The organism is Anoxybacillus pushchinoensis, assembly GCF_900111795.1.
Taxonomy (GTDB): Bacteria; Bacillota; Bacilli; order Bacillales; family Anoxybacillaceae; genus Anoxybacillus; species Anoxybacillus pushchinoensis.
Window position 1 is genome coordinate 26,236 of record NZ_FOJQ01000018.1, and the last position, 19,812, is coordinate 46,047.

The 19,812-nt window shown below is 44.4% G+C and carries 26 protein-coding genes, 1 tRNA gene and 1 pseudogene; 26 read left to right on the forward strand and 2 right to left on the reverse strand.

Annotated features, from left to right (window positions below; genetic code table 11):
* The first annotated feature begins 56 nt into the window (after positions 1-56).
* From BM213_RS06865 to BM213_RS06975, 23 genes are all read left to right on the forward strand, one after another.
* Positions 57-218 (forward strand): hypothetical protein, encoded by a 162-nt coding sequence (locus BM213_RS06865; RefSeq protein ID WP_425265920.1) that lies wholly within the window; start codon positions 57-59, stop codon positions 216-218.
* On the forward strand, positions 215-412 hold the full coding sequence (locus tag BM213_RS06870; protein ID WP_091702325.1) for a PspC domain-containing protein: 198 nt from the start codon (positions 215-217) through the stop codon (positions 410-412). The genes BM213_RS06865 and BM213_RS06870 overlap by 4 nt, the downstream gene beginning before the upstream one ends.
* Positions 409-753 (forward strand): phage holin family protein, encoded by a 345-nt coding sequence (locus tag BM213_RS06875; protein ID WP_091702328.1) that lies wholly within the window; start codon positions 409-411, stop codon positions 751-753. Before BM213_RS06870 ends, BM213_RS06875 begins: the two co-directional genes overlap by 4 nt.
* A gap of 223 nt (positions 754-976) precedes the next feature.
* Complete coding sequence (hprK, locus tag BM213_RS06880) at positions 977-1,912, forward strand: HPr(Ser) kinase/phosphatase (protein ID WP_003397323.1); 936 nt, start codon at positions 977-979, stop codon at positions 1,910-1,912.
* A 14-nt stretch (positions 1,913-1,926) separates the two neighbouring features.
* Complete coding sequence (lgt, locus tag BM213_RS06885; protein WP_091702331.1) at positions 1,927-2,736, forward strand: prolipoprotein diacylglyceryl transferase; 810 nt, start codon at positions 1,927-1,929, stop codon at positions 2,734-2,736.
* 19 nt (positions 2,737-2,755) lie between these two features.
* Positions 2,756-3,691 (forward strand): nucleoside recognition domain-containing protein, encoded by a 936-nt coding sequence (locus BM213_RS06890; RefSeq protein WP_091702333.1) that lies wholly within the window; start codon positions 2,756-2,758, stop codon positions 3,689-3,691.
* Positions 3,681-4,328 (forward strand): pyrophosphatase PpaX, encoded by a 648-nt coding sequence (gene ppaX / locus BM213_RS06895; protein ID WP_003397320.1) that lies wholly within the window; start codon positions 3,681-3,683, stop codon positions 4,326-4,328. Before BM213_RS06890 ends, ppaX begins: the two co-directional genes overlap by 11 nt.
* Positions 4,325-4,813, forward strand: coding sequence for an acyltransferase (locus BM213_RS06900; protein WP_003397319.1), 489 nt, complete (start codon positions 4,325-4,327; stop codon positions 4,811-4,813). The genes ppaX and BM213_RS06900 overlap by 4 nt, the downstream gene beginning before the upstream one ends.
* Positions 4,814-4,960: 147 nt before the next feature.
* Positions 4,961-6,145 carry an ATP phosphoribosyltransferase regulatory subunit gene (locus tag BM213_RS06905; RefSeq protein ID WP_091702336.1) on the forward strand — a complete coding sequence of 395 codons (1,185 nt, stop codon included), beginning with the start codon at positions 4,961-4,963 and terminating at the stop codon, positions 6,143-6,145.
* Positions 6,139-6,771, forward strand: a complete 633-nt coding sequence (gene hisG / locus BM213_RS06910; RefSeq protein WP_003397317.1) for an ATP phosphoribosyltransferase — start codon at positions 6,139-6,141, stop codon at positions 6,769-6,771. The genes BM213_RS06905 and hisG overlap by 7 nt, the downstream gene beginning before the upstream one ends.
* Entirely contained in the window at positions 6,768-8,045 is a 1,278-nt protein-coding gene (gene hisD / locus BM213_RS06915; RefSeq protein WP_091702337.1) for a histidinol dehydrogenase, read from the forward strand. Before hisG ends, hisD begins: the two co-directional genes overlap by 4 nt.
* The gene (gene hisB, locus BM213_RS06920) at positions 8,042-8,629 is read left to right on the forward strand and encodes an imidazoleglycerol-phosphate dehydratase HisB (RefSeq protein ID WP_091702340.1); all 588 of its coding nucleotides are present in this window, start codon (positions 8,042-8,044) and stop codon (positions 8,627-8,629) included. The genes hisD and hisB overlap by 4 nt, the downstream gene beginning before the upstream one ends.
* Positions 8,630-9,262, forward strand: coding sequence for an imidazole glycerol phosphate synthase subunit HisH (gene hisH / locus BM213_RS06925; RefSeq protein ID WP_091702342.1), 633 nt, complete (start codon positions 8,630-8,632; stop codon positions 9,260-9,262).
* Complete coding sequence (hisA, locus tag BM213_RS06930; protein WP_091702345.1) at positions 9,262-9,990, forward strand: 1-(5-phosphoribosyl)-5-[(5-phosphoribosylamino)methylideneamino]imidazole-4-carboxamide isomerase; 729 nt, start codon at positions 9,262-9,264, stop codon at positions 9,988-9,990. The genes hisH and hisA overlap by 1 nt, the downstream gene beginning before the upstream one ends.
* Positions 9,987-10,745 (forward strand): imidazole glycerol phosphate synthase subunit HisF, encoded by a 759-nt coding sequence (gene hisF / locus BM213_RS06935; RefSeq protein ID WP_091702348.1) that lies wholly within the window; start codon positions 9,987-9,989, stop codon positions 10,743-10,745. Before hisA ends, hisF begins: the two co-directional genes overlap by 4 nt.
* Positions 10,742-11,365, forward strand: a complete 624-nt coding sequence (hisIE, locus tag BM213_RS06940; protein ID WP_091702351.1) for a bifunctional phosphoribosyl-AMP cyclohydrolase/phosphoribosyl-ATP diphosphatase HisIE — start codon at positions 10,742-10,744, stop codon at positions 11,363-11,365. Before hisF ends, hisIE begins: the two co-directional genes overlap by 4 nt.
* Positions 11,366-11,448: 83 nt before the next feature.
* Positions 11,449-12,894 (forward strand): tetratricopeptide repeat protein, encoded by a 1,446-nt coding sequence (locus tag BM213_RS06945; RefSeq protein WP_091702353.1) that lies wholly within the window; start codon positions 11,449-11,451, stop codon positions 12,892-12,894.
* A gap of 94 nt (positions 12,895-12,988) precedes the next feature.
* Positions 12,989-13,936: a thioredoxin-disulfide reductase gene (gene trxB, locus BM213_RS06950; RefSeq protein WP_003397307.1), complete on the forward strand. Its 948-nt coding sequence runs from the start codon at positions 12,989-12,991 to the stop codon at positions 13,934-13,936.
* Positions 13,937-14,172: 236 nt separating this feature from the next.
* Positions 14,173-14,631 (forward strand): 8-oxo-dGTP diphosphatase, encoded by a 459-nt coding sequence (locus tag BM213_RS06955; protein ID WP_003397305.1) that lies wholly within the window; start codon positions 14,173-14,175, stop codon positions 14,629-14,631.
* A 17-nt stretch (positions 14,632-14,648) separates the two neighbouring features.
* Positions 14,649-15,539, forward strand: coding sequence for an RNase adapter RapZ (rapZ, locus tag BM213_RS06960; protein WP_091702355.1), 891 nt, complete (start codon positions 14,649-14,651; stop codon positions 15,537-15,539).
* Positions 15,536-16,498, forward strand: a complete 963-nt coding sequence (locus tag BM213_RS06965; protein ID WP_091702358.1) for a gluconeogenesis factor YvcK family protein — start codon at positions 15,536-15,538, stop codon at positions 16,496-16,498. Before rapZ ends, BM213_RS06965 begins: the two co-directional genes overlap by 4 nt.
* A gap of 15 nt (positions 16,499-16,513) precedes the next feature.
* Entirely contained in the window at positions 16,514-17,476 is a 963-nt protein-coding gene (gene whiA / locus BM213_RS06970; protein ID WP_091702361.1) for a DNA-binding protein WhiA, read from the forward strand.
* 18 nt (positions 17,477-17,494) lie between these two features.
* Positions 17,495-17,749 carry an HPr family phosphocarrier protein gene (locus tag BM213_RS06975; RefSeq protein ID WP_003397301.1) on the forward strand — a complete coding sequence of 85 codons (255 nt, stop codon included), beginning with the start codon at positions 17,495-17,497 and terminating at the stop codon, positions 17,747-17,749.
* Between the two features lie 27 nt (positions 17,750-17,776).
* Here BM213_RS06975 and clpP read toward each other — a convergent pair whose 3' ends face one another.
* Positions 17,777-18,367 carry an ATP-dependent Clp endopeptidase proteolytic subunit ClpP gene (gene clpP, locus BM213_RS06980; protein ID WP_003397299.1) on the reverse strand — a complete coding sequence of 197 codons (591 nt, stop codon included), beginning with the start codon at positions 18,365-18,367 and terminating at the stop codon, positions 17,777-17,779.
* Positions 18,368-18,579: 212 nt separating this feature from the next.
* Between clpP and BM213_RS06985 the strand changes: the two genes are divergently transcribed.
* Positions 18,580-18,651, forward strand: a tRNA-Arg gene (locus tag BM213_RS06985).
* 135 nt (positions 18,652-18,786) lie between these two features.
* Here BM213_RS06985 and BM213_RS14935 read toward each other — a convergent pair.
* Positions 18,787-19,011: pseudogene (locus tag BM213_RS14935) on the reverse strand (tyrosine-type recombinase/integrase); the annotation flags it as partial.
* Positions 19,012-19,032: 21 nt separating this feature from the next.
* On the opposite strand from BM213_RS14935, the gene BM213_RS06995 reads away from it, so the two are divergent.
* Both BM213_RS06995 and BM213_RS07000 read left to right on the forward strand, forming a co-directional pair.
* A complete protein-coding gene (locus BM213_RS06995; protein WP_208601880.1) occupies positions 19,033-19,224 on the forward strand; it encodes a hemolysin XhlA family protein in 192 nt (63 codons plus the stop codon).
* Positions 19,224-19,496: a hypothetical protein gene (locus tag BM213_RS07000; RefSeq protein ID WP_091702366.1), complete on the forward strand. Its 273-nt coding sequence runs from the start codon at positions 19,224-19,226 to the stop codon at positions 19,494-19,496. The genes BM213_RS06995 and BM213_RS07000 overlap by 1 nt, the downstream gene beginning before the upstream one ends.
* Positions 19,497-19,812: the final 316 nt, after the last annotated feature.

Below are 19,812 nucleotides of genomic sequence, written 5' to 3' on the forward strand. Positions count from 1 at the left end.
GTATGTATGAGTAAAGGAAAAAAAGGAGTAGTTGTAAATAGAAGGAAATAAATTACTTGCGTCGTTATGTTATTTTAGCGTATTTTTTGCTCCGTTTTTATTTCCGATTATCGTTTATCGGGGTGGTGATCGGAGGCGTCGTGCATGTCGTTGTGATCATTTGGAATATTATTAAAGGAATTCAAGTATTGCAAGAATCGGGAGGGATGTATGAATGAAAAAGCTTGTCAGGCTTCGTCGTGATCGAATGGTTGCGGGCGTGTTAAGCGGATTAGCGGCTTATATGAATATAGATGCAACCGTTGTTCGATTGTTGTTCGTTGCATTATTGCTTATTACCGGCGTCATGCCATTTGCCGTGTTATATGCGCTTGCTGTGTTTATTATCCCGAATGAGGAGAATGTCCTATGAGATGGCTAGCACATATAGCTGTTAACGCTGTTTTATTGTTGGCGCTTGCAGGATATTTTGAGTCGATTTATTTATCCGGAATTGGAGCTGCGTTTGTAGCGAGCTTCCTTTTGTCTCTATTAAATACGTTCGTGAAACCGCTTCTTATTTTGCTGACGCTCCCGGTTACTGTGTTGACATTCGGTTTATTTTTATTTGTTGTTAACGCGATGACGTTAGCGCTGACGGCATGGTTGATGGGAAGCTCATTTCAAATTGGTAGTTTTAGTACGGCGCTATTTGCGTCGCTCGCTATTTCTCTCTTTCATGTTGTCATTGATTCGCTTAAAAAAGAAAAGTAAGACGTTCTGCTTCGTACGCGGAACGTTTTTATATTTTATATGATTGGGCGTAAAACCCCTATTTTAGGCTAGGGGATGTAAGCCCTAACCGCAGAAACTGTGGGGATCGCCTACTAAATAACCGAAAAAACTTTCGGTGTTCGTAGGAATCCGCTATGGCTTTAGCCTAGCGGTAGTTCAAGTGAAAGTGTTACAATGGAAAAAGGGAAAAGGAGGGGTTTGCATGCCAAAAGTGAGAACAAAAGACTTAATTGATGAGTTTCAGTTTGAGCTCGTAAGCGGAGCAGAGGGGATTCATCGCCCGATTACAACGAGCGATTTATCCCGTCCGGGCATTGAAATGGCCGGTTATTTTGCATATTACCCAGCTGAACGTGTGCAATTGCTCGGGATGACGGAACTATCTTTTTTTGAACGATTAACTCCTGTTGAAAAGCGATTGCGCATGGAAAAACTATGTACGGATATTACCCCAGCGATCATTGTTTCGCGTGGATTAGATGTGCCAAAAGAGTTAATTGAAGCTTCTGAGAAAAAAGAAGTACCTGTTATGCGCTCGCCGATGAAAACGACGCGGCTAGCTAGCCGACTGACAAACTATTTAGAAAGCAAGCTCGCGCCGACGACAGCTGTGCACGGGGTGCTTGTTGATGTGTACGGCGTCGGCGTATTGATTACAGGAAAAAGCGGGGTCGGAAAAAGTGAAACGGCACTTGAACTTGTAAAGCGCGGACATCGTCTCGTCGCCGATGATTGTGTCGAAATTCGACAAGAAGATGAAAACTTGCTCATCGGTAGCGCCCCCGAGCTCATTGAACATTTGCTTGAAATTCGGGGACTTGGAATTATTAATGTTATGACGTTGTTCGGTGCAGGTGCAGTTCGCCCGCATAAACGCATTTCGCTCGTGATCGACTTAGAACTATGGGATCCGAATAAACAATACGATCGTCTCGGGCTTGAAGAGGAAAAAGTAAAAATTATTGATACGGAAGTGACGAAGTTGACGGTTCCAGTTCGTCCAGGGCGAAATTTAGCGGTCATTATCGAGGTGGCGGCGATGAACTTCCGTTTGAAGCGCATGGGGGTCAACGCAGCAGAAGAATTTTCTGCGCGGTTAGCGGATGCAATTGGCGATGCGGAACACGATTATGAATGAGAGGATGGAGAAACATGTTTTTATATATCCAACCACTTGATCGAGTCTTTTTTCAGCTCGGTCCTATTACAATTTATTGGTACGGTGTCATTATTGCGACTGGTGTATTGCTTGGACTTTGGTTGGCAACAAAAGAAAGCGAGCGGCTCGGTATTCAAAAAGAAACATTTGTTGATCTTGTGTTAATTGCTGTGCCGATTGCCATTTTAGGTGCACGTGCGTATTACGTTATTTTTCAATGGGACTACTATTCCAAACATATAGGTGAAATTCCGCAAATTTGGAACGGTGGCTTGGCCATTCATGGCGGTTTAATTGGTGCGATCGCAACAGGTGTTGTGTTCGCTAAAAAACGAGGGCTGTCGTTTTGGAAACTAGCCGATATTGCAGCACCAAGCATTATTTTAGGGCAGGCGATTGGACGTTGGGGGAATTTTATGAACCAAGAAGCGCACGGTGGACCTGTATCGCGCGAATTTTTAGAAAGTTTATATTTGCCAGATTGGATCATTAACCAAATGTACATACAAGGGCAGTACTATCATCCGACATTTTTATATGAATCAATATGGAATGTACTTGGTTTCCTCGTTTTGCTTGCATTACGAAGACGAAATATACGACGTGGTGAGCTGTTTTTAACGTATGTGATTTGGTATTCGATCGGACGCTTTTTCATCGAAGGATTGCGCACAGATAGTTTAATGTTGACGGAAACGATTCGTATGGCGCAGTTTATTTCGCTTTTGCTTCTTTTGGTTGCTGTTGGCTTGATCATCGTGCGGCGCATGAAGGGTTTGGCAAGTGAGCGGTATAACGACTAAGTCGAAAGGGTGAGTGGTTTTGCTGCAAAGGGGTTTGTTTGTTGGATTAAAAACGACATGGACGCTCGGAAAAGTCATTTTTCCGATTACGATCATAGTGACACTTTTACAATATTCCCCTGCTTTGCCATGGGTGACAAATGTGTTAACGCCGATGATGCGTTGGATCGGTTTGCCGGGCGATGCCGCTCTCGTGCTTGTGCTTGGTAATTTTTTGAATTTGTATGCGGGCATTGGTGCGATGTTAACGATGGATTTGACGGTGAAAGAAGCATTTATTTTAGCTGTTATGCTGTCGTTCTCGCACAATATGCTCGTTGAGTCGGCTGTTGCCGCCCAAGTAGGCGTTCGTGTATGGTGGACGGTTGCTGTGCGCGTCGGTTTAGCGTTTACGTCCGCTTGGCTTATTCATGTGTTATGGGATGGCGGAGAACAAATGGCGAAGTACGGCTTTATGCCGCAATCTTCGACAACGCCGCATACGTGGGGAGAAATCATTTGGACAGGGGTCGAAAAGGCGATATATGGTATTGGGCAGTTAGCGCTCATTATTATTCCGCTTATGATCGCTATTCAAGTGTTAAAAGAATTAAAGTGGCTAGATACGTTTTCTACATGGTTGTCTCCATTTACACGAATGCTTGGCATTCGCGAAAACGCGTCGCTTACGATGGCGGCCGGCTTGTTGTTCGGTCTCGCTTATGGTGCAGGAGTCATGATTCAAGCGGTAAAGGAAGACGGTGTGTCGAAAAAAGATTTAACGTTAACATTTTTATTTTTAGTTGCTTGTCATGCGGTTGTAGAAGATACGTTGTTATTTGTGCCGCTTGGCATTCCAGTATGGCCGCTTTTAGTCATTCGGCTAACAACGGCAATTTTGCTTACAGCTACGTTAAGTTTTATTTGGAATCGAATGGAACAACGAAAAAGAAAGGAAGCGACGTATGAATATTAACACGATTTTATTTGACTTAGACGGAACGCTCATTAATACGAACGATTTAATTATTGAATCATTTTTACATACGCTCAACCGTTACTATCCGAATCAATATACGCGTGAAGATGTGCTCGCTTTTATCGGACCGCCGCTCCGCGATACGTTTGAGGCGATTGATCCAGAGCGTGCCGATGAAATGATTGAGACGTATCGAGCGTTTAATCATGCCCATCACGATGCGTTAGTGAAAGAATATGAAACGGTATATGATACGGTACGAACGCTACATGAACACGGATTCAAGCTCGGCATTGTGACGACGAAAATTCGTCATACAGTCAATATGGGCTTAAAGTTAACGAAGCTAGATTCGTTTTTCGAATGTATCGTTACGCTCGATGATGTTGAGCATGCGAAGCCGCATCCTGAACCGATCGAAAAAGCGCTTGCTTGTTTACGGGCAAAGCCAGAGGAAACGTTAATGGTGGGGGATAATCACCACGATATTTTAGCAGGGAAACATGCGGGAACAAAAACAGCAGGAGTTGCTTGGACGATTAAAGGCCGCGAACATTTGGCGACATATGAGCCAGATATGATGCTCGAAAAAATGAGCGATTTATTGAGCATTTTAGGGGTGGCATCGCGTTGAGACGGACGACACGCTATGATGTAAAAGGAACGAACTCGTTATGGCAAGTATATCGAACCGTTTCGTTCTGGAAGGTGTTAAAAAACGTCATCGTTATTTTGATCGGACGCTATACGCCGTTTTTTCCTTTGAAAAATTGGCTGTATCGCACGTTTTTACGCATGGACATCGGCGAACATACGGCGCTTGCGTTTATGGTCATGCCTGATATTTTGTTTCCGGAAAAAATTCGCATTGGCAACAACACGATCATTGGTTACAATACGACCATTTTAGCGCATGAATATTTAGTAAATGAGTATCGGCTTGGAGATGTGATCATTGGCGATGATGTGATGATCGGGGCGAATACAACCATTTTGCCGGGGGTCACGATCGGTGATGGTGCTGTTGTTGCTGCAGGTACGCTTGTGCACCGCGATGTGCCAGCTGGCGCATTTGTCGGCGGCAATCCGATGCAAATTATTCGTCTTAGCGAACGCTAAGACGTTTTTTTATAAAGGAATCACATCGAAAAAAATCGAATGAGTTTGTAGTTGACGAAATGAAAAACGGGGAGTAAACTACAAATAACAATCTTTAATTTGCTAATATATTAGCGAACTAAAGCAAAAAGAAGGACGGGACAAACGATGAGAGTATTTATGTTTGAGAAGCCGCTTGGCATGCGTGATACGTTACCGGACGTATATCAAATTAAACGTAGGTTGCGTGAAGCGATGATGGAAGAAATCGAAACGTGGGGATATTCGTTTATTGAAACCCCTACGTTAGAATACGATGAAACGGTCGGTTCTGCCTCCGCCATTTTAGATCAGCAACTATTTAAATTGCTTGATCGTGAAGGGCATACGCTCGTTTTACGTCCCGATATGACGGCCCCGATTGCTCGTTTAGCAGCCTCGAAGCTATATGAGGAAGGTTGTCCGCTTCGTTTAGCGTATGCGGCAAATGTTTTTCGCGCTCAGCATCGAGAAGGAGGACGCCCCGCAGAGTTTGAGCAAGTAGGTGTCGAATATATCGGCGACGGCACGACGTATGCTGATGCGGAAGTGATCAGCTTAATGATTTTTGCTTTACAGCGCGCAGGATTACGCCATTTTACAGTAACGATCGGCCACATTGGTTACGTCGATGCATTGTTTTTCGATATTTTACGCCATGAACAACGGGTGGAAACGTTGCGCCGTTTTTTGTACGAAAAAAACTATGTCGGTTATCGTGAACACGTGAAATCGTTGCCGCTTTCTTCGATTGACCGCGACCGTCTTTTACGTCTTTTAACGTTGCGCGGCGGTGAGGAAGCCGTGGCAGAAGCAAAAGCATTCGCGATGACAGAAGAAGAACATCGCGCCCTCGATGAGCTAAAGCAGTTATGCGAGCATGTGAAACAATATGGCGTTGCCGATATGGTGAAACTCGATATGAGCTTAGTGAGCCATATGAGCTATTACACGGGTGTGCTTTTTGAGGTGTATGCAGAAAACGTCGGGTTTTTACTCGGCAACGGCGGTCGATACGATGAATTGCTCGCTAAATTTCATCGTCCGTCCCCTGCGACAGGGTTTAGCGTCCGATTAGATCGGCTAATGGAGGCGCTCGGTGAAAAACAACAACAAGGAAAAACGACGTGTATTATGTTTAGCCAAGAACGTTTTGCAGAGGCGTATGCAAAAGCGAAAGAAATGAGACAAAGAGGAGAAAAAGTTGTTTTGCAACAAGTGGCAGGTGTTCGGGATATGGATCAATTTACTGCCGCTTTTGACGATGTTGTGTACGTATTAGGGAAACACGGAAAGGATGAACGATCATGTTGACCGTTGCGATGCCTAAAGGGCGCATTTTTTCAGAGGCGCTTTTCTTATTAAAACAAGCGGGTTATGACATCCCTGATGACTTAGAGCATTCACGCAAGCTCATGATTGATGTGCCAAATGAACAGCTTCGCTTCATTTTAGCGAAGCCGATGGACGTCGTTACATATGTTGAACATGGCGTTGCTGATGTTGGCATTGCGGGCAAAGATGTGCTTCTTGAAGAAGAACGCGATGTGTATGAAATATTAGATTTGCGCATTAGTCCTTGTTATTTGGCGGTGGCGGGATTGCCGAATACGCGCGTCCACCCGGTCGCTCCAAGAGTCGCAACAAAATATCCTCACATCGCCTCCACATATTTTCGTGAGCAAGGCGAACAAGTAGAGATTATTAAATTAAATGGATCTGTTGAGCTAGCCCCGCTCATCGGCTTAGCTGAGCGCATCGTTGATATTGTTTCGACAGGGCGAACGCTAAAAGAAAATGGACTTGTGGAATTAGAACGCATTGTTCATGTCACATCGCGCTTTATTGTTAATCCAGTGAGTTATCGCATGCAAGATCGTGCAATTGAACAAATGGTTGATCGGTTAACCGATGCGATTGAGAGAGGGGAGAAACAATGAGAATTGAACGTGTAACAGGGACGGTTTCGCTTCGACGGACGATTGAAAGCGGTACAGAAGAGCAAAGACAAGCGGTGAAGCGCGTGATTGAGGATGTGCGCAATAACGGAGACGCGGCGTTAAAAAAATATACGGAAATGTTTGATGGCATATGTCTCGATACGCTTGCTGTTACGCAAGAAGAAATTGAAGAAGCATATTGGCTAGTCGACGAACACATCGTGCATATTATTCGCGAAGCGGCACAAAACATTCGCGAATATCATGAGCGGCAACGCGCAACGTCATGGTTTATGACACGTGAAGACGGAACGATTCTCGGACAAAAAGTGACACCGCTTGATGCGGTCGGTTTATATGTTCCCGGCGGCACAGCCGCTTATCCGTCATCGGTGTTGATGAATGTCATCCCGGCGCAAGTAGCTGGAGTGAAACGTATTGTCATCGTTTCTCCGCCGAACGAGCGCGGAACGTTGCCAGCTGTCGTGCTCGTAGCAGCGTGTGAACTCGGTGTGCAAGAAATATATAAAGTTGGTGGGGCGCAAGCGATCGCCGCTTTAGCATACGGTACAGAAACGATTGAGCCAGTCGATAAAATATTTGGTCCTGGCAACATTTATGTTGCGCTTGCCAAAAGGGAAGTGTTCGGTCAAGTCGACATTGATATGATTGCAGGACCAAGCGAAATTGTTGTGCTCGCCGATGAAACAGCGAAGCCAAACGAAATTGCCGCTGATTTATTATCGCAGGCGGAACATGATGAGCGAGCGGTCAGCATATTTGTTACACCGTCTTTATCGCTTGCTTTAAAAGTAGAGGAAGAAGTCGACAAACAACTTGCTACTCTTCCTAGAAAAACGATCGCACAAAAAGCGCTTGATGAATATGGCGTCATTTATGTAACGGATACGATGAAACAAGCCATTGATGTCGTGAACGAATTAGCGCCAGAACATTTAGAAATTATGACAGCGGAACCGTTTGAAATGTTAAGCGCCATTCGACATGCCGGTGCGATTTTTCTAGGATCGTACAGTTCCGAACCGGTTGGAGATTATTTTGCAGGCACAAATCACGTGTTGCCGACAAATGGAACTGCCCGTTTTTCATCTGGGCTAACAGTTGAGGCGTTTATGAAAAAATCAAGCGTCGTCTTTTATAGCGAACAGGCATGGCGACAACATGCGGAAAAAATCGCTACATTTGCGCGACTGGAAGGGCTAGAGGCGCACGCAAGAGCAGTAGAGGAACGGCTAAAAAGGGGTGAAAAATGATGCGGACAGCAACGGTGAAACGAGTGACAAATGAAACGCAAATTGAGCTTACGTTTGCGGTTGATGGGGAAGGAAAAGCAGAGTTGGAAACAGGGGTGCCGTTTTTAACTCATATGCTTGACTTATTTACAAAGCATGGACATTTTAATTTGTCTGTTCGTGCGAAAGGAGATACCCACATTGACGATCATCATACGACGGAAGATATCGGCATTTGTTTAGGGCAAGCGATTCGAGAAGCGCTCGGTGATAAAAAAGGGATAAAGCGATATGGAAACGCCTTCGTCCCGATGGATGATGCGTTAGCGCAAGTCGTCATTGATGTGAGCAATCGCCCGCATCTTGAGTTTCGTGGTGAATTTCCAAGTCAAAAAGTCGGGTCGTTTGACGTAGAGTTAGTGCATGAATTTTTATGGAAACTTGCGTTAGAAGCACGAATGAATGTGCATGTCATCGTTCATTACGGACGGAATACGCATCATATGATTGAAGCGGTATTTAAAGCGCTCGCTCGTGCGCTCGATGAGGCAACGATAATCGATCCGCGTGTGAAATCTGTACCGTCAACGAAAGGAATGTTATAAATGATCGGCATCATTGATTACGGCATGGGAAATTTGTATAGCGTTAGTAAAGCGTTAGAACGGCTCAATGTACCGTATATCGTTGAACATGAGCAACAAGCGTTGCGTCAAGCTGATGGTTTCATTTTACCGGGGGTCGGTTCGTTTAAAGATGCGATGCACATTTTAATCGAAACGAAGCTACATTCGTTTATCCGTGAACAAGTGGCAGAAGGAAAACCGCTTCTTGGCATTTGTTTAGGGATGCAACTATTGTTTGAAGAAAGTGAAGAAAACGGTTTGACGTCTGGCTTAAAGTTGCTTCCAGGTCGCGTCGTTCGTTTTAGCGGTGTGACGAAAGAGGGAGAACGATATAAAGTACCACATATGGGATGGAATGAGCTCGTTTTTCATCAACCATCTTCGCTTTTTGATGATGTTGAGCGAGGGCACGTATATTTTGTTCATTCCTATTACGTGCAAACGAGCGATCCAACAGTTGTACTAGCTAGCGCACAATATGATGTAACTGTTCCTGCGATTGTTGGACGGGGCAACGTATTCGGCATGCAATTTCATCCGGAAAAAAGCGGCGAACTCGGCATGCGTCTATTGCAAAACTATGCGAGAATCGTAGAAAGGAAGAAAAGCTAATGTTTACTATTTATCCGGCTATCGATATGCGCGGTGGGAAGTGCGTTCGCCTTATACAAGGAGATTACAATCGAGAAACGGTATACGGTCATTCCCCAGTTGAAATGGCTCGTTCGTTCGTTTCACAAGGTGCGACATGGATTCATATGGTCGATTTAGATGGGGCGAAGGAAGGTAGACGAATGAATGATACGTTCGTCGTTGAAGTAGCAAAGACGCTTGGGGTGAGCGTTCAAGTTGGTGGAGGCATTCGCACGGAAGAAGATGTGGCGTACTACTTAGAAAAAGGAGTGGCGCGCGTCATTTTAGGGAGTGCCGCCATCTCGAATCCTTCGTTTGTGAAAGCGATGCTTCGCACGTACGGTGAACAAATTGTCATCGGGATTGATGCGAAAAACGGATTTGTGGCAACGGAAGGATGGACGCATACGTCAACAATCGAAGCGGTTGAACTTGGCAAACAACTTGCAGAAGCAGGGGCGGAGACGTTTATTTTTACTGATATCGCCACGGACGGAATGTTGTCGGGGCCGAATGTTGAAGCGGTCGTCCGGCTCGCTCAAGCGACGAACAAGCATGTCATCGCTTCTGGTGGTATACGATCGCTCGATGATTTGCGCGCTTTAAAACGATGGGAACGAGAAGGGATCGCGGGTGCGATTGTTGGCAAGGCGCTATATACAGAGCAGTTTACAGTTGCTGAGGCGTTAAAGGCGGTGGAGGAATGATTACGAAGCGCATTATTCCTTGTTTAGATGTAAAAGACGGCCGTGTAGTTAAAGGGGTGCAATTCGTTTCGTTGCGCGATGCAGGTGATCCGGTAGAGCTTGCGCGCGCATACGATGAACAAGGAGCGGACGAGCTTGTATTTTTAGACATTTCCGCCTCTCATGAAGGACGAAAAACGATGGTCGATGTCGTCAAACGCGTGGCGGCACAGCTTGCCATCCCTTTTACAGTAGGGGGCGGCATTCAAACGGTGGAAGATATGAAAGCGATTTTACGTTCGGGAGCAGACAAAGTATCGATCAACACATCTGCCGTCCTCCGTCCAGACCTCATTAACGAAGGGGCACAATTTTTTGGTACGCAATGTATCGTTGTGGCGATCGATGCTAAATACGACCTGGAGCTTCGTTCTTGGCGCGTGTATACGCACGGTGGACGGCGTCCAACAGAATGGGAAGTTGTCGCATGGGCGAAAGAAGTTGTGAGGCGCGGCGCGGGGGAAATTTTGTTGACAAGTATGGATCGCGATGGGGGAAAAGACGGGTTTGACATAGAGCTTACTAAGCGAGTAAGCGAGGCGGTATCGGTTCCTGTCATTGCATCTGGAGGGGCAGGGTGCGCCCAACATTTTGTCGACGTGTTTCAAATTGGCCGAGCAGACGCTGCGTTAGCTGCTTCGATTTTTCATTATCAAGAAACGTCCGTGCAACAAGTGAAACAGTACGTACGTGAACAGGGGGTAAATGTGCGATGAACATCGAACACATTCGTTTTAATGAGCAAGGGCTTGTACCGGCGATCGTACAAGATGCACATAGTAAAGAAGTATTAACGTTAGCGTATATGAACGAGCAATCGTTGCAAAAAACGTTGGAAACGAAGGAAACATGGTTTTATAGCCGCTCTCGCCAGCAGCTTTGGCATAAAGGTGAAACGTCTGGAAATGTACAAACAGTTGTTGATATTCGCTACGACTGTGACGCCGATGCCCTTCTTGTTCTCGTTGAACCGCACGGGCCAGCGTGCCATACGGGGGAATACTCTTGTTTTCACCGCCGCTTAAGCGATGAAAAGCCTGCGGTCAAGCGTGATCGCTTTGCAATTTTAAATGTGCTAGAGTCGGTTATTGCAGAACGGGAAGCGAAACGTCCTGAAGGATCGTATACGACATATTTATTTGACAAAGGAATCGACAAAATCGCTAAAAAGGTTGGGGAAGAAGCGGCTGAAGTCATTATCGCAGCTAAAAACCGTTCAAAAGAAGAACTGCGATGGGAAGCGGCAGATTTATTGTATCATTTGCTCGTTTTGTTGCGCGAGCAGCGCGTGTCGCTCGATGATGTTCTTTCCGTATTAGCTGAGCGCCATCGTTAATGCTTTTTTTCCCATCCATGTTGTTCTGAAGCGAAAATGTGGTATACTGTCTTTCGGTGAATGAAATCAACATGGAGGGTTCGATGGAAAAACATTTGCAAAAACGTGTCGGGAAAGTGATTCCGTTTATTCAAGACGGTACGTACTTTTTTAATAAAGGTTTAACATATTATCGCCGACGTGATTTGCATAAAGCGAAAGCGTATTTGCAACGTGCGGTGCAACTTGAACCAGAGCAGAGCGCGTTCGCGTGTCAATTGGCGATTATATTGTCAGAATTGGGGGAATATGCGCAATCGAACGAATGGTTATTGCGCATCGTTGAGCGTGACGATCAGTTAACGGAGTGTTTTTATTTTTTAGCCAACAACTATGCCCATTTAGGATTGTTCGGCGAGGCGATGAAATATGCTGAGCGCTATATGGAATGTGAGCCTGATGGGGAATTTGCGGAGTATACGCTTGATTTATTAGATATTTTAACGATTGAGCAAGAAGATGAAGAATGGCTCAATTATGATGATATATTAATGAAACAAGAACAGGCGCACACATTGCTTGAAAAAGGGGAGTTTCAAGAAGCGATCGCTTTATTTGAAGAAATGATTGAGCAACATCCAGAAAATTGGGCTGCGTACAACAATTTAGCGCTTGCCTATTTTTATCAAGGGAATATCGGAAAAGCGAGACAAATGATTGAATATATTTTGAAACAAAATCCAGGCAATTTGCATGCGCTTTGTAACGATGCAGTGTTTTCTTATTATTTACAAGAGCATGGACGGCTTTTCTCACTCACTCAGTTGCTGCAAAATGTGCATCCTATTTCATTTGAGCATCGATATAAGCTCGGCGTTACGTTCGCGATTGTTGGGCGCTACGACTTAGCTTTTCAATGGTTGCGTCAGCTACAACGCCGCGGTTTTGAAGGCGATGCTCCATTTTATTATTGGTATGCGTATGCAGCGTATCATATGGGGTATTGTTCGTTAGCGGAGACGATGTGGAAAAAGTTAGTTTCGCTTCATCCTGATAAACAAGGGAGTGAACCGTGGCGTTATCGTGAGCAGACGATTGAACATATTCAAGCGTTGTTCGAAAAACAAGATGTAGCTTCTTCGATGTATGCGCTATATTTAATCAGCAAATCATTTATGAAAAACGATTGCCCGTTTCCGAAACAGTCATGGTCTCATCCGCTTTTACAGCAGTGGAGCGATTATGTATACGATGGACGGCAAACGTCATCATGTGTGATAGATGCGCATCGTATTGTAACGTTGCTCATTCAACATAACGGATTTGAATATGAGCCGTTATATATTGCTTGGTTTTCTTTTTTTATCGAGGCAATAAAAGAAATCGATTCGTTTTCTAATCACGAAGGATGGGCAGCGGCGTTTGAATATATGTTTCGTAAACGTCGTGGTGAGCGTGTGACACAACGAATGCTTGCAGAACGTTATGGGGTGTCAGTAGCAACGATCGGAAAGTATGTGAAAGTTATGAAACAGAAGTGGCACGGATGAGCAAGTTAATAGACCCTTTTGTTTTGTTGTATTACGATAGACATATGGAAAAGATAAAATGAAGATTTGTTTATGCGGAAAGGGTGAAGAAGACGTGTCACAAGAAAAAGTGTATGACGTAATTATTATCGGTGCTGGGCCTGCAGGAATGACGGCGGCGGTATATACATCGCGTGCGAACTTGTCAACGCTCATGTTAGAGCGTGGCGTTCCCGGTGGGCAAATGGCCAATACAGAAGAGGTGGAAAATTATCCGGGATATGATCATATTCTTGGACCGGAATTGGCGTCAAAAATGTTCGAGCATGCGAAAAAGTTTGGTGCTGAATACGCATACGGTGATGTAAAAGAAGTCATTGACGGCGAACAATATAAAACGGTTGTGACGAGCAACCAACAATATAAAGCTCGTGCGATCATCATTGCGACGGGGGCAGAGTACAAAAAACTTGGTGTGCCTGGCGAAAAAGAATTAGGGGGACGTGGCGTTTCATACTGTGCCGTATGTGACGGAGCCTTTTTTAAAGGAAAAGAGCTTGTCGTCGTTGGCGGTGGAGATTCGGCTGTTGAAGAAGGTGTATATTTGACGCGCTTTGCAAGTAAAGTGACGATTGTCCACCGTCGCGATCAGCTGCGCGCACAAAAAATTTTACAGCAGCGCGCATTTGCGAATGAAAAAATTGATTTTATTTGGAATCATACGGTGAAACAAATTCACGAAAAAGACGGTCGCGTGGGTAGCGTAACGCTCGTTCATACGCAAACAGGAGAAGAGCGCGAGTTTCCGTGTGATGGCGTGTTTATTTACATCGGTATGGTGCCTTTAACAAAACCGTTTGCTTCGTTAGGCATTACAAACGAGAACGGCTATATCGAAACGAATGAACGGATGGAAACGAAAGTGCCTGGCATTTTCGCGGCAGGGGATGTTCGTGAAAAGTCGCTCCGTCAAATTGTTACAGCAACAGGCGACGGAAGCATTGCGGCGCAAAGTGCACAACATTACGTAGAAGAATTAAAGGAAAAGCTTAACATTCAGTAATGAAAACGTAATGTGGCTTTAATTGAACTGTAACACGCTTGAAACAATAAAAGAGTATGATAAAAGTAAGTAATTGACCCCCTTTTTATATATACTTGTTGGCACGGGCTCTCGTCCCGTGCTTTCTTTTTGTGATGGACGTGAAAACGTTTCAAAATTTATACTTTGTGACCGTTTGTAAGAAATAGTATAATGAAAAAAACATCTTTATTATTGTTATTTGAGGTGAACGGACGTTGCAACGAGTAACGAACTGTGTATTAGTGAAAGACGGACGCATTCTCTTGTTAAAAAAACCGCGGCGTGGTTGGTGGGTCGCGCCGGGCGGGAAAATGGAGCAAGGAGAATCTATACGAGAAGCGTGTATTCGTGAATACCGCGAGGAAACAGGTTTATACATTAAAAATCCACAATTAAAAGGGGTATTCACGTTTGTAATGAAACGAGGGGAAGAAGTCGTTTCGGAATGGATGATGTTTACGTTTTTTGCGGAACATTTTGAAGGGGAAAACGTATTACAATGTGAGGAAGGAGAGCTCGCTTGGCATCCAATTGAACATATATCGACGTTGCCGATGGCGCCAGGCGATTACCATATTATTGACTATGTCGTGAAAGGCACGGGCATTATGTACGGCACATTCACGTATACAGAGGAATTTGAGTTGTTGTCTTACCGGCTTGATCCGAGTTAAAGAAAGGGGAGAGGGCGATGAGCAAAGGCTCAGCACACGTTCAAATGGTGATTATTACAGGAATGTCGGGGGCGGGGAAGACGGTCGCGATCCAAAGCTTTGAGGACTTAGGCTATTTTTGTGTCGATAACTTACCGCCGACATTGTTGCCAAAGTTTCTCGAATTAATTCGGGAATCGGGCAATAAAATGAATAAAATTGCACTTGTTATGGATTTGCGCAGCCGCGACTTTTTCGACCGTCTTTTTGCCGCGCTTGATGATTTAGCAGAAACGTCATGGGTGGCACCGCAAATTTTGTTTTTAGATGCAAGCGATGCTACGCTCGTGAGCCGCTATAAAGAAACGCGCCGTTCTCATCCGCTTGCACCGAGCGGATTGCCGCTTGAAGGCATTCGGCTAGAGCGCCAATTGCTTGAAGAGTTAAAAGGGCGTGCTCAAATGATTATTGATACGTCTAGCCTAAAGCCGCGCGAGCTGCGCGAAAAAATTGTGCAAACATTTGCGACACCGGCGACGACAACATTTTCTGTCAATGTCGTCTCGTTCGGATTTAAATACGGTTTACCGATTGATGCAGATCTCGTTTTTGATGTCCGCTTCTTACCAAATCCGCATTACATTGAACATATGCGTCCGAAAACAGGATTAGATGAAGAAGTATCGTCTTACGTATTAAAGTGGACGGAAACGCAAAAATTTATTGAAAAAGTAACAGATTTGCTTTCGTTTATGCTCCCGCACTATAAACGGGAAGGAAAAAGTCAAGTTGTCATTGCGGTCGGATGCACGGGCGGGCAACACCGTTCGGTTACGTTAGCTGAGTATATTGCACGCCACTTTGCGCATGAATATACAACGCACGTGTTTCATCGAGATATTGCAAAAAGAAAGGATACGCACCGATGAAAAAAATAGTTGTCATCGGTGGGGGAACGGGGCTTCCTGTTTTGCTGCGCGGGCTGAAACAATATGATGTTGATTTAACCGCCATCGTAACTGTCGCAGATGATGGTGGGAGCTCAGGAAGATTGCGTGACGAACTTGATATGCCCCCGCCTGGAGATATTCGAAACGTGCTTGCTGCTCTTTCTGACGTCGAGCCGCTCATTATTGAATTGTTTCAACATCGGTTCGAAAACGGAAATGGGTTGTCAGGTCATTCGCTTGGGAATTTAATTTTAGCAGCGATGACGTCAATTACTGGCGATTTTGTGCATGCGGTTCGCGAAATGGGAAAAGTGTTGAATGTGCGTGGAAAAGTGTTGCCGGCAGCCAATGAAAGCGTTGTGTTGCATGCGGAAATGGAAGATGGGACAATTGTATCAGGTGAGTCAAAAATCCCGTATTTCGGAAAAAAAATTAAGCGCGTCTTTCTAACCCCAGAACATATTGAACCGCTCAATGAGACGATTACAGAATTACAAACAGCCGATTTAATTGTCATCGGACCTGGGAGCTTGTATACAAGCATTTTACCGAACTTACTCGTTCCTAAAATTGGCGAAGAGGTATGCCGATCAAAAGCGAAAAAAGTATATATATGCAACGTCATGACTCAAGCAGGAGAAACGTTAAACTATACGGCGAGCGATCATGTGAAAGCGCTATATGATCATATGGCATGTGCCTTTTTAGATGCTGTCATTGTAAACGACGCGCCGATTTTACCAGAAACGAAAGAGCGCTATGCGAAAGAACTTGCGGCTCCGGTCGTTTGTGATACAGCTGAATTAGAGGCGCTCGGTTTGCAGGTTATTTGTGATGCGATCATTGATGAGCGAGATGGAACGGTGCGTCACGATACGAAAAAAGTAGCGGCGTTGCTCGTTTCGCTTCTTGCACCTCCTTCGCACGACATACATTGATAGGAGGTGAAGTGGTTGTCATTTGCATCGGAAACGAAAAAAGAGTTGACGAATATAGAAGTGAAAACGTGTTGTTTAAAAGCAGAATTATCCGCTTTAATTCGAATGAATGGCTCTATTTCATTTTCCAATCGGCGTTTACTGTTAAATATTCAAACGGAAAACGCAGCAATTGCTCGGCGAATTTATACGTTATTGAAAAAAGGATATGATGTAGCTGTCGAATTACTTGTACGTAAAAAAATGCGCCTAAAGAAAAACAATGTATATATTGTACGCGTCGTTGAAGGGACGAATGAACTATTATCTGATTTAAAAATTATGGAAGAAGGGTTTTCGTTCGTTCATTCCATTTCACAAGAGCTTGTGCAAAAAAAATGTTGCAAGCGCTCGTACTTGCGCGGTGCCTTTTTAGCTGGAGGGTCTGTCAATAACCCGGAAACGTCGTCGTATCATTTAGAAGTTTTTTCGCTGTATCGCGAACATAACGAATCGCTTTGTGAACTGATGAACACGACGTTCCATTTACATGCACGCACGTTAGAAAGAAAAAAAGGGTTTATTACGTATTTAAAAGAAGCGGAAAAAATTGCGGAGTTTTTAAGCATTATCGGGGCACATCAAGCGTTGTTGCGCTTTGAAGATGTACGCATCGTGCGCGATATGCGCAATTCGGTCAATCGGCTCGTTAATTGCGAAACAGCTAATTTAAATAAAACCATTGGAGCAGCGTTGCGCCAAGTCGAAAACATTCGGTATATCGACGAGACGATTGGGCTCGATCAACTGCCAGAAAAACTTCGTGAAATTGCGAAATTGCGCATTGAGTATCAAGATGTAACATTGAAAGAACTCGGTGAAATGGTTTCCGGAGGGAAAATTAGCAAGTCAGGAATTAACCATCGTCTGCGAAAACTAGACGAAATTGCTGAACGACTCCGTGCGGGCCAGCCGATTGATTTTCATAAATCTTTGTAACTATGGGAGGAATGTGTGATGGTGGAAAAACAAGTAGAAGTACGGTTAAAAACAGGATTACAAGCGCGTCCAGCAGCGTTGTTTGTTCAAGAAGCGAACCGTTTTTCAGCCGATGTTTATATTGAGAAGGACGGCAAAAAAGTGAATGCGAAAAGCATTATGGGATTAATGAGCTTAGCGATCCATACAGGGGCAGTAATCACGATTTATGCTGACGGTCCAGATGAGCAGGAAGCGCTAAACAAGCTCGTGAAATACGTTGAACAAGAATAAAAACAAGGCGGTTGCACCGCCTTGTTTTTATTTCTCATCTACGCGTGTTAATACGCGGTCGATTAAACCGTATTCTTTCGCCTTTTCTGCCGTCATAAAGTTGTCGCGATCCGTATCACGCTCAATGACTTCGATCGGTTGTCCTGTGTTTTCGGACAAGATGCGATTTAACTTGTCACGCAAGAATAAAATACGCTTTGCAGCAATTTCAATTTCTGTCGCTTGACCTTGTACGCCACCAAGCGGCTGATGAATCATAATTTCGCTATTTGGTAACGCAAACCGTTTTCCTTTGGCGCCCGCTGCGAGTAAAAATGCGCCCATAGAAGCAGCCATACCGATACAAATCGTTGATACGTCTGGTTTAATAAATTGCATCGTGTCGTAAATTGCCATGCCGGCTGTAATGGATCCACCCGGACTGTTAATGTAAAGAGAAATATCTTTTTCAGGATCTTCTGCTGCTAAAAATAAAAGTTGAGAAACGATTGAGTTTGCGACGTGGTCATCAATCGCGCTTCCTAAAATGATGATGCGGTCTTTTAATAAGCGAGAGTAAATGTCATATGCGCGTTCTCCGCGACTCGTTTGTTCAATGACTGTAGGAATTAAATTCATACTTTTCCTCCTCCAATAAATCGTTTTTTATGTACTTCTATCATACAAAAAAGGTCAATAAAGGTCAAATAAAACACCTTCTGCTTATATGTATTCGCTTTTTTTCTTCTACATCCCTTCTTCCATCGTTTCCTCTTCCTAAAATTTTAAACGTCATTTCTCTTGCAATTTTTTTATGTGTTCACTATAATGGTAAGTGCATTTATCATTGCGCCCTCGTAGTGTAGTGGATAGCACGAGAGATTCCGGTTCTCTTAGCGTGGGTTCGAATCCTGCCGAGGGCGTTTTTTTTATCTCGATGGTTCAGATTAAAAATCACCAAACCCTTGATACGACTGCGTTTGCGGTCGTTTTTTATTTTTCGAAAATCCGATTGAAAACGATAGAATTCGAAAAAATTTTGCACGAATTTTGCACGGCTATTTTGCATGGTAGAGCTCCTCCATCGCGAGATCAACCTGCCGAGATTCTTTTTGTTCCATCTCGTCTAAAATGTGCGAATACGTTTGTAAGGTGGTCACAATATCTTTATGCCCCAGCCGCCGGGAAACGTATTTAATATTCACCCCTTTATATAGGAGCATGGATGCATGGGTGTGTCGGAGCCCGTGGCAGGTGATGGTTTTAACCCCGACTTTTTTGCACAGCGCATCGCGAAACTTGAAATGGATGTGGATATGCTCCGCTCGGATATGGTTGATGTGAAAACTCGTCTTGCGGTGGCGGAGAGCAACATTAAAGACATGCGTGAAGATATTTCAGCGATCAAAAGCAACACAACATGGATTTTGCGTTTGATTATCGGCGGTATTGTGGGAGCGTTACTCACTTTTATCATTCAGGGAGGCGTTCAATAATGGAAGCGATTCTTTCGATTGAATTCACGGCATATGTGGCGCTAGCAGTATTATTGTATGCCATTCGTGAAGCAACAAACATTCCTAATCGTTTTATTCCAATTGTTGCAGTGTTTCTAGGCGTTGCTTTCTCCATATTCGAAAGCAGCGCTTTTTCTTTTGATGTGTTAGTCAAAGGGCTTCAATATGCGCTGTATGGCGTTGGTTCGGTGGCAACAATAAAATATGTGCTTGAAAAAGGAGAGGGCCGGAAGTCAACTACCCCCACTTAGCTAACGCTTGAAGCGGGGGCTTGCAACTCCCCAGAAGTGCGAACGGACTTCGTCCTCCTTCCTTGACTTGGGGTTGCATCAGGGGCAGGTTGACGACTACCCAACGACATAGGTCATGCCTATATCGCTACCGAGTGGCTCGGCATGTCTGTAGGCAGTACTTGACTTCCACGCACAACAGACGGATGTACGCTCGATGTTTTACGGTTGCAACGTTTCCTGCAACCAACTCCCTACATCGAGTAACGGGGATTGGAGTGCCTTGATTCAACGGTTTTCTCCACATTCTTATTCTATCATATACAAAAGAAAGGAG

Bases quoted from the DNA above. Each gene is read 5' to 3' on its own strand.
- BM213_RS06875 (WP_091702328.1), top strand. From the start codon at position 409: ATGAGATGGCTAGCACATATAGCTGTTAACGCTGTTTTATTGTTGGCG.
- BM213_RS06870 (WP_091702325.1), top strand. From the start codon at position 215: ATGAAAAAGCTTGTCAGGCTTCGTCGTGATCGAATGGTTGCGGGCGTG.
- BM213_RS07000 (WP_091702366.1), top strand. From the start codon at position 19,224: ATGGAAGCGATTCTTTCGATTGAATTCACGGCATATGTGGCGCTAGCA.
- clpP (WP_003397299.1), bottom strand. From the start codon at position 18,367: ATGAATTTAATTCCTACAGTCATTGAACAAACGAGTCGCGGAGAACGC.
- BM213_RS06965 (WP_091702358.1), top strand. From the start codon at position 15,536: ATGAAAAAAATAGTTGTCATCGGTGGGGGAACGGGGCTTCCTGTTTTG.
- hisD (WP_091702337.1), top strand. From the start codon at position 6,768: ATGAGAATTGAACGTGTAACAGGGACGGTTTCGCTTCGACGGACGATT.
- BM213_RS06945 (WP_091702353.1), top strand. From the start codon at position 11,449: ATGGAAAAACATTTGCAAAAACGTGTCGGGAAAGTGATTCCGTTTATT.
- BM213_RS06995 (WP_208601880.1), top strand. From the start codon at position 19,033: ATGGATGTGGATATGCTCCGCTCGGATATGGTTGATGTGAAAACTCGT.
- ppaX (WP_003397320.1), top strand. From the start codon at position 3,681: ATGAATATTAACACGATTTTATTTGACTTAGACGGAACGCTCATTAAT.
- hisIE (WP_091702351.1), top strand. From the start codon at position 10,742: ATGAACATCGAACACATTCGTTTTAATGAGCAAGGGCTTGTACCGGCG.
- rapZ (WP_091702355.1), top strand. From the start codon at position 14,649: ATGAGCAAAGGCTCAGCACACGTTCAAATGGTGATTATTACAGGAATG.
- hisB (WP_091702340.1), top strand. From the start codon at position 8,042: ATGATGCGGACAGCAACGGTGAAACGAGTGACAAATGAAACGCAAATT.
- hisF (WP_091702348.1), top strand. From the start codon at position 9,987: ATGATTACGAAGCGCATTATTCCTTGTTTAGATGTAAAAGACGGCCGT.
- hisA (WP_091702345.1), top strand. From the start codon at position 9,262: ATGTTTACTATTTATCCGGCTATCGATATGCGCGGTGGGAAGTGCGTT.
- BM213_RS06975 (WP_003397301.1), top strand. From the start codon at position 17,495: ATGGTGGAAAAACAAGTAGAAGTACGGTTAAAAACAGGATTACAAGCG.
- hisH (WP_091702342.1), top strand. From the start codon at position 8,630: ATGATCGGCATCATTGATTACGGCATGGGAAATTTGTATAGCGTTAGT.
- hprK (WP_003397323.1), top strand. From the start codon at position 977: ATGCCAAAAGTGAGAACAAAAGACTTAATTGATGAGTTTCAGTTTGAG.
- lgt (WP_091702331.1), top strand. From the start codon at position 1,927: ATGTTTTTATATATCCAACCACTTGATCGAGTCTTTTTTCAGCTCGGT.
- BM213_RS06905 (WP_091702336.1), top strand. From the start codon at position 4,961: ATGAGAGTATTTATGTTTGAGAAGCCGCTTGGCATGCGTGATACGTTA.
- hisG (WP_003397317.1), top strand. From the start codon at position 6,139: ATGTTGACCGTTGCGATGCCTAAAGGGCGCATTTTTTCAGAGGCGCTT.